Annotated in this window: 7 protein-coding genes and 1 pseudogene; 2 read left to right on the plus strand and 6 right to left on the minus strand. The window is 70.8% G+C overall.

Features of this window, described 5'->3' with window-relative positions; all coding sequences use genetic code 11:
- Positions 1-126 (plus strand): annotated as a pseudogene (locus JNL41_RS12775) (thiol reductase thioredoxin); the annotation flags it as partial.
- Positions 127-168: 42 nt separating this feature from the next.
- Here JNL41_RS12775 and JNL41_RS12780 read toward each other — a convergent pair.
- The 6 genes from JNL41_RS12780 to JNL41_RS12805 all read right to left on the minus strand — a co-directional run bounded on the left by JNL41_RS12780 (position 169) and on the right by JNL41_RS12805 (position 6,024).
- Complete coding sequence (locus tag JNL41_RS12780) at positions 169-729, minus strand: hypothetical protein (RefSeq protein ID WP_293475487.1); 561 nt, start codon at positions 727-729, stop codon at positions 169-171.
- A gap of 100 nt (positions 730-829) precedes the next feature.
- Positions 830-2,167, minus strand: coding sequence for a folylpolyglutamate synthase/dihydrofolate synthase family protein (locus JNL41_RS12785; protein ID WP_293475489.1), 1,338 nt, complete (start codon positions 2,165-2,167; stop codon positions 830-832).
- A 66-nt stretch (positions 2,168-2,233) separates the two neighbouring features.
- On the minus strand, positions 2,234-3,157 hold the full coding sequence (gene accD / locus JNL41_RS12790; protein ID WP_293475490.1) for an acetyl-CoA carboxylase, carboxyltransferase subunit beta: 924 nt from the start codon (positions 3,155-3,157) through the stop codon (positions 2,234-2,236).
- A 5-nt stretch (positions 3,158-3,162) separates the two neighbouring features.
- Complete coding sequence (gene trpA / locus JNL41_RS12795) at positions 3,163-3,987, minus strand: tryptophan synthase subunit alpha (protein ID WP_293475492.1); 825 nt, start codon at positions 3,985-3,987, stop codon at positions 3,163-3,165.
- A gap of 139 nt (positions 3,988-4,126) precedes the next feature.
- The gene (gene trpB, locus JNL41_RS12800; protein ID WP_293475494.1) at positions 4,127-5,362 is read right to left on the minus strand and encodes a tryptophan synthase subunit beta; all 1,236 of its coding nucleotides are present in this window, start codon (positions 5,360-5,362) and stop codon (positions 4,127-4,129) included.
- A 17-nt stretch (positions 5,363-5,379) separates the two neighbouring features.
- Entirely contained in the window at positions 5,380-6,024 is a 645-nt protein-coding gene (locus tag JNL41_RS12805; RefSeq protein ID WP_293475496.1) for a phosphoribosylanthranilate isomerase, read from the minus strand.
- 114 nt (positions 6,025-6,138) lie between these two features.
- On the opposite strand from JNL41_RS12805, the gene JNL41_RS12810 reads away from it, so the two are divergent.
- Positions 6,139-6,473: hypothetical protein (locus JNL41_RS12810; RefSeq protein ID WP_293475498.1), on the plus strand; the 335-nt coding region annotated here is incomplete at its 3' end.

Below are 6,473 nucleotides of genomic sequence, written 5' to 3' on the forward strand. Positions count from 1 at the left end.
GTCCGCGGCATTCCCACCATGATGCTGTTCAAGGGCGGGCAGATGGCCTCGATGAAGGTCGGCGCCATGCCCAAGCAGAAGATCCTGGAGTGGCTCACCGAAGCCGGCGTGGCGGCGGCGGCCTGACGAAAAGGTCCGGCCAGGCAGGGCCTGGCCGGACCCTCGCGCCTACTTCCCGACGAGCTTGCCGAAGCCCGGATTGGCGATCACCTGGCCGAGCAGGTCCTGCACGGTCGGCGCGAAGGCGTTGGTCGCGTTCTGGCAGGCGGACATCGCCGAGTAGCTGCTCTTGAACGTGCGGATGGCCTGCACGTGATAGCCAACGGGATCCTTGCTGGACGTCACCTGAAGGCCCAGTTCCCACGAGCCCGTGCCGAAGGTGTTGACCTTCAACTGGTCGAGCCGGCCGCTGATCACGACGCCGGAGTTGGCGTCGTAGACCCCCGCCTGGAACAGCTCGGCCTGCATGGCCTCCTTGACGTACAGCTCCAGCGGCTTGCCGGCCGTCACGTCGAGCTTGCCGGCCATGCGGCAGGTCGGGATCTCGACCCCGGGCGTCGCGGTGAAGTCGCCGGTCTTGACGCTGGTCCCGGACGGCTTCAGCGCGCTCTGAAAGCCGAGGATGTTGTTCGTCGACGGCGTGTAGCCGGCCATCGGCGAAGTCGTGTCGCACCCTGCGAGCATCAGGCCGCCCGTCACGCAAACGGTGGCGATACCAATCTTGTACATGACAAATTCCCCCATACGACCCAGTGGTTAGTGGTCACACACGCATCTAAGTTGCGTCCCGCGAGCTTGCAAGCTCGCGAAGATCAGGCGCCTCCGGCGCTCAGGTGGGCCACGTCTCGCGGCTCATCGCCAGCACCTCGCCGGCGAAGTGGAGGCCGCCGCAGATCAGGACGTGCGGCGCAGGTCCGTCCATCTCCAGCGCCCGGGCCACGCCGTCCGACACGTTCGACGACGTCTCGGGCGACAGGCCGGCCTTCACCGCCGCCTCCATCAGCTCGTCCGTGGTCGCCGCGAGCGGCGAGTCGAAGGTCGTCACGATCAGGCGCGGCCGCATCTCGGCGAAGGGGCGGAAGAAGCCCTCGGCGTTCTTCCGCGCGAACATCCCCGTGACCAGCACCAGGGGCCGCGGATCGCGGTCGGTGATGCGGCTGGCCGCCTCGGCCAGCGCCCGGCCGGCGTGGGGGTTGTGCCCGCCGTCCAGCCAGAGGTCGGCGCCGCGCGCCTTCGCCAGGTCCGCCAGCGGGCCCGCCGTCAGCCGCTGCATCCGCGCCGGCCAGACCGCCCGCGACACGCCCTGGCCCACGGCCTCGTCCGGCAGGTCGCGCATCACGGTCAGGGCCGCCGCGGCCGCCAGTCCCGCATTGTCGAACTGGTAGCCGCCGAACAGGCTAGGCGGCGGCAGGTCCAGCAGCCGCTCCGGCATCTGCACGAGGAGCCGCCCGCGCTCCTCCCAGGCGTCGAAGTCGCGGCCCATCAGCAGCATGGGCGCCATGCGCGCGTCGGCCTCGCGCTCGATCATCTCCAGCGCCTCGTCCATCTGGCGCGCCACCACCACCGGCCGCCCCGGCTTGATGATGCCGGCCTTCTCCCAGGCGATCTTCGGCAGGCCCGGACCCAGCATCTCCAGGTGGTCGTAGTCCACCGGCGTGATGACGCTGACCGCCGGGGCGTCGAAGACGTTGGTGGCGTCGAAGCGGCCGCCCAGCCCCACCTCGACGATGCACAGGTCGGCCGGCGTCTCGGCGAACGCCAGGAACGCCAGCACCGTGGTGATCTCGAAGAAGCTGATCGGCGCGCCCGCATTGGCCGCCTCGACCCGGTCGGTCAGCGCCGTGAGCTGCGCGTCGGTGATCAGTTCGCCCGCCAGCCGGATCCGCTCGGCGAAGCGCACGAGATGCGGCGAGGTCAGCACATGCGCCCGCAGGCCCGCCGCCTCGGCGATCGCCCGCAGGAACGCCGTGGTCGAGCCCTTGCCGTTGGTGCCCGCGACATGGATCACCGGCGGCAGCTTGCGGTGCGGGTCGCCCAGCGCCGCCAGCAGCCGCTCCACGCGCCCGGTCGTCAGGTCGATCAGCGTCGGGTGGCTGGCGCGCAGCCGCTGGATCACCGCGTCGGACGCGCGGATCGGATCGTGGCCCGGATCAGGCGGAAGGCTCACGGAAACACCTCCTCTTCCCCCGGCGAAGCCGCGGAGGAGGCGCAGGGGCGAGCGACCAGGATCGACTCAGGCTGCGGGGGAAAGGCGCTCACGCCCCATCATAAGCGTCTTGAGGATCGAGCTCAGTTTTTCCGGCAGGTCCTTCCGCTCGACCACCTGGTCGACCATGCCGCGCTCGACCAGGAACTCCGACTTCTGGAAGGTCGGCGGCAGGCTCTCGCGGATGGTCTGCTCGATCACGCGGCGGCCCGAGAAGCCGATCGTGGCGTTGGGTTCGGCCAGATGGATGTCGCCCAGCATGGCGTAGGAGGCGCTGACGCCGCCGGTCGTCGGGTCGGTGAACACCACGACGTAGGGCAGGCCCGCGGCCTTCACCTCGTTGAGCGCCAGCGTGGTGCGCGCCATCTGCATCAGCGAGAGCGTGCCCTCCTGCATTCGCGCGCCGCCCGAGGCGGTGAAGATCACGAACGGGACGCCGCGCTTCACGGCCTCCTGCGCCGCCTTCACGAAGGTCTCGCCCGCGGCCATGCCCAGGGACCCGCCCATGAAGGCGAAGTCCTGCGCCACCACGATCACCGGCTGGCCCAGGATGCGGCCGTAGCCGATGGCCATCGAGTCCTGCTCGCCGGTCGACTTCCGCGCGGCCGCGAGGCGGTCGACGTAGGGCTTGTCGTCCGGGAACTTCAGCGGGTCGTCCGCGACCACCGGAGTGGCGATGCGCTCGTACTGGCCGTCGTCGAAGGTGTAGTCGAGGCGCAGCTTGGCGCCGATCCGCATGTGGACGCCCGAGGGCGTGACCCACAGCGCCGCCTCCAGGTCGGGGCGGTACAACATCTCGCCCGTCTCGGGATCCTTGACCCAGAGGTTCTCGGGCGTGTCCTTCTTGGTCAGCCCCCGCACGCCGGGCGCGATGCGGGAGAGCCAGCCGCGGCGCCGCTCGGGGTTGGGCGCGCGCCCGGGCTTGTCGTTTCGCTGTTCAGCCATCGCCATGGGTTTCAGACCGGGCCCCGCCGCGCGAGGCGCACAGCCTTAGCAAGCGCCTCCACTTTGGAAAGAACCCGGCCGGTCACGTCTTCGTTCAAATCCACTGCTTCGGCCACCTCGTCCACGAGCGCGGACCCGACGACGACCGCGTCGGCGACCCTGGCTATAGCCGAGGCCCGTTCGGGAGTCTTGATCCCGAAGCCCACCGCGACGGGCAGGCCGCTGGCCCTGCGCACGCGCTCGACGTGCGGCGCGACGGCGCTGGCGTCGGCCTCCTTCACGCCGGTCACGCCAGCCACCGAGACGTAGTAGACGAACCCCGACGTGCGCCGCACGACCACCGGCAGGCGCCGGTCGTCCGTCGTCGGCGTCGCCAGCCGGATCAGCGAGATGTCGTTGGCGTCCAGGGCGTCGGCCAGCGGCCCGGCCTCCTCGGGCGGCAGGTCGACGATGATCATCCCGTCGACGCCCGCGGCCGCCGCGTCGCGCGCGAACGCCTCGATGCCCCAGGTCACCAGCGGGTTGGTGTAGCCCATCAGGATGACCGGCGTGTCGGCGTCGGCGGTCCGGAAGGCGGCGATCGCCTCCAGCGTCGCCTTCAGCGTCATGCCCGCGGCGAGCGCCCGCTGCGCCGCGCGCTGGATCGGCGGCCCCTCGGCCATCGGGTCCGAGAACGGGAAGCCCACCTCGATCAGGTCGGCGCCCGCCGCCGGCAGGCCCTTCAGGATCGCGAGCGCCGTCGCCGCGTCCGGATCGCCCGCCATCACATACGGCACGAACGCGGCGCGCCCCTCCGCCTTCAGCGCGGCGAAGCGCTGCTCGATACGCGCTCTCAAACCGCTGCTCCCGCGCGCCGCAGGCGCTGTATCGAACCACCAAGGCCACCAAGATCACGAAGGGGCCGAGGCCGCCCGCGCCCCTTGGTGGTCTTGGTGGTGGAATGAAAGGCGCTGGCGCGCCGACGCGTCTCGCGCATCAAACCGTCCGCCCCAGGTGCGCGGCCACGGTCGCCACGTCCTTGTCGCCGCGGCCGGACAGGTTCAGCACCACGAGGCCGTCCTTGCCGACGTCGCGCGCGATCTCGCCGATGCGGGCGATGGCGTGGGCGCTCTCGATGGCCGGCAGGATGCCCTCCAGCTTCGACAGCAGCATGTAGGCGTCCAGCGACTCCGCGTCGGTGGCGGTGAGGTACGTCGCGCGGCCCACGTCGTGCAGCCACGAATGCTCGGGGCCGATGCCGGGGTAGTCGAGGCCGGCCGAGATCGAGTGCGCCTCCTCGATCTGCCCGTCCTTGTCCTGCAGCAGGTAGGTCATGTTCCCGTGCAGCACGCCCGGCCGGCCGCCGTTGATCGCCGCGGCGTGGCGGCCCGTGTCCATGCCCGACCCCGCCGCCTCGACGCCGATCAGCTTCACGCCCTCGTCGTTCAGGAACGGGTGGAAGAGGCCGATGGCGTTCGAACCGCCGCCCACGCAGGCCACGACCGCGTCCGGAAGACGGCCCTCGGCCGCCATCATCTGCTCGCGCACCTCGCGCCCGATCACCGCCTGGAAGTCGCGCACCATCTCCGGATAGGGGTGCATGCCCGCCGCGGTGCCGATCAGGTAGTAGGTGTCGTGGACGTTGGTGACCCAGTCGCGCAGGGCCTCGTTCATGGCGTCCTTCAGCGTCGCCGACCCGCTCGTCACCGGCCGCACTTCCGCGCCCAGCAGGTTCATGCGGAACACGTTGGGCTTCTGCCGCTCGACGTCGACGGCGCCCATGTAGACCACGCAGGGCAGGCCGAAGCGCGCGCACACCGTCGCCGTCGCCACGCCATGCTGGCCCGCGCCCGTCTCGGCGATGATGCGGGTCTTGCCCATCCGCATGGCCAGCAGGATCTGGCCCATGCAGTTGTTGATCTTGTGCGAGCCGGTGTGGTTCAGCTCCTCGCGCTTCAGGTAGATCTTCGCGCCGCCGAAATGCTCGGTCAGGCGGCTGGCGAAATAGAGCGGCGAGGGCCGGCCGACGTAGTGGGTCAGGTAGCCCTGGAGCTCGCCCAGGAAGGCCGGGTCGACCTTGGCCGCGCCCCACGCCGCCGTCAGGTCGTGGACCAGCGGCATCAGGGTCTCGGGCACGTACTGGCCGCCGAACGCGCCGAAGCGCCCCTGCGCGTCGGGATAGGCGGTGTAGTCGTTGGGGCGGCCACTATGGGGCGGTACGGGCGCGTTCATGGTCGGGGCGGTCGATCTCAGGCGCGACGAACAGCGTCGAGGAACGCCGTGATCAAGGCGGGGTCCTTTAGTCCGGGACCGCGTTCCACGCCAGAGGAAACGTCCACGATGGGCGCCCCCGAGGCCGCCACCGCCTCGCCCACGTTCCAGGGATCGAGGCCCCCCGCCAGCAGCCACGGCCGGGCGAAACGGCGTCCGGCGAGCAACGTCCAGTCGAAGGTCACCCCCAGGCCGCCCGGACGCTCGGCGTCCTTCGGCGGCTTGGTCTCGAACATCAGGTGCTCGACCACGCTCTCGTAGGCGCCGGCCCCGTTCACGTCCGACGCCTCGGCCACCCCGATCACCTTGACGATGCCGCACCCGCTGCGCTGGCCGATCTCGCGCGCCCGCGACGGGCTCTCCCTGCCGTGAAGCTGGATCAGGTCGGGCGCAAGGCCGCCCACGATGGAGTCCACCTCGGCGTCGGAGGGATCGACCGCCACGGCGACGACCTTCACGCCGCGCGCCCGGATCGGCGGCGCCAGCCGCGCCGCCGCATCGGGCGCGATGTTGCGCGGGCTCTTCGGGAAGAACATGAACCCCACGAACGCGGCCCCGCCGTCCAGCGCGGCGCTCACCGCCTCGGGTGTCGACACCCCGCAGATCTTGGCCTTGACGCCCATCAGCGCGGATTAGGGCGTGCGCGACCCGTTGCGCAAGGCCCGCGGCGCCGCCAAGCTCGGCGCATGACGGGGGATGACCGCGAAGACGTCCTGTGGCCGACCTGGAGGCGGCTGGTGAAAGCCCTGCCCGTGGCGCAGATGCCCTGGGAGTGGCTCACCTCGCCCAGCATGTGGCGGCTGTTCGGCGCGGACTTCCTCACAGGCCTGCTCAAGAACCGCAGCACCGACCAGGTGTTCGCCATCCTGCGGCCGCTCACGCCCCGCGACCAGCGCCGCCTCCATGCGCTGGCGCTGCTCAACCACCGCCGGCACGAGGCGATCTCGCGCTGGTTCGCCATCGCCTTCGTGACCCTGCCGGCGTCGGCGGCGCTGACGCTGTCGGAGCTGTCGCCGCAGACGCTGAAGGTCATCGCCGAGGCCGAGGGGCCGGTCCGCTGGTACTTGATGCT

The organism is Phenylobacterium sp., assembly GCF_016793285.1.
GTDB lineage: Bacteria > Pseudomonadota > Alphaproteobacteria > Caulobacterales > Caulobacteraceae > Phenylobacterium.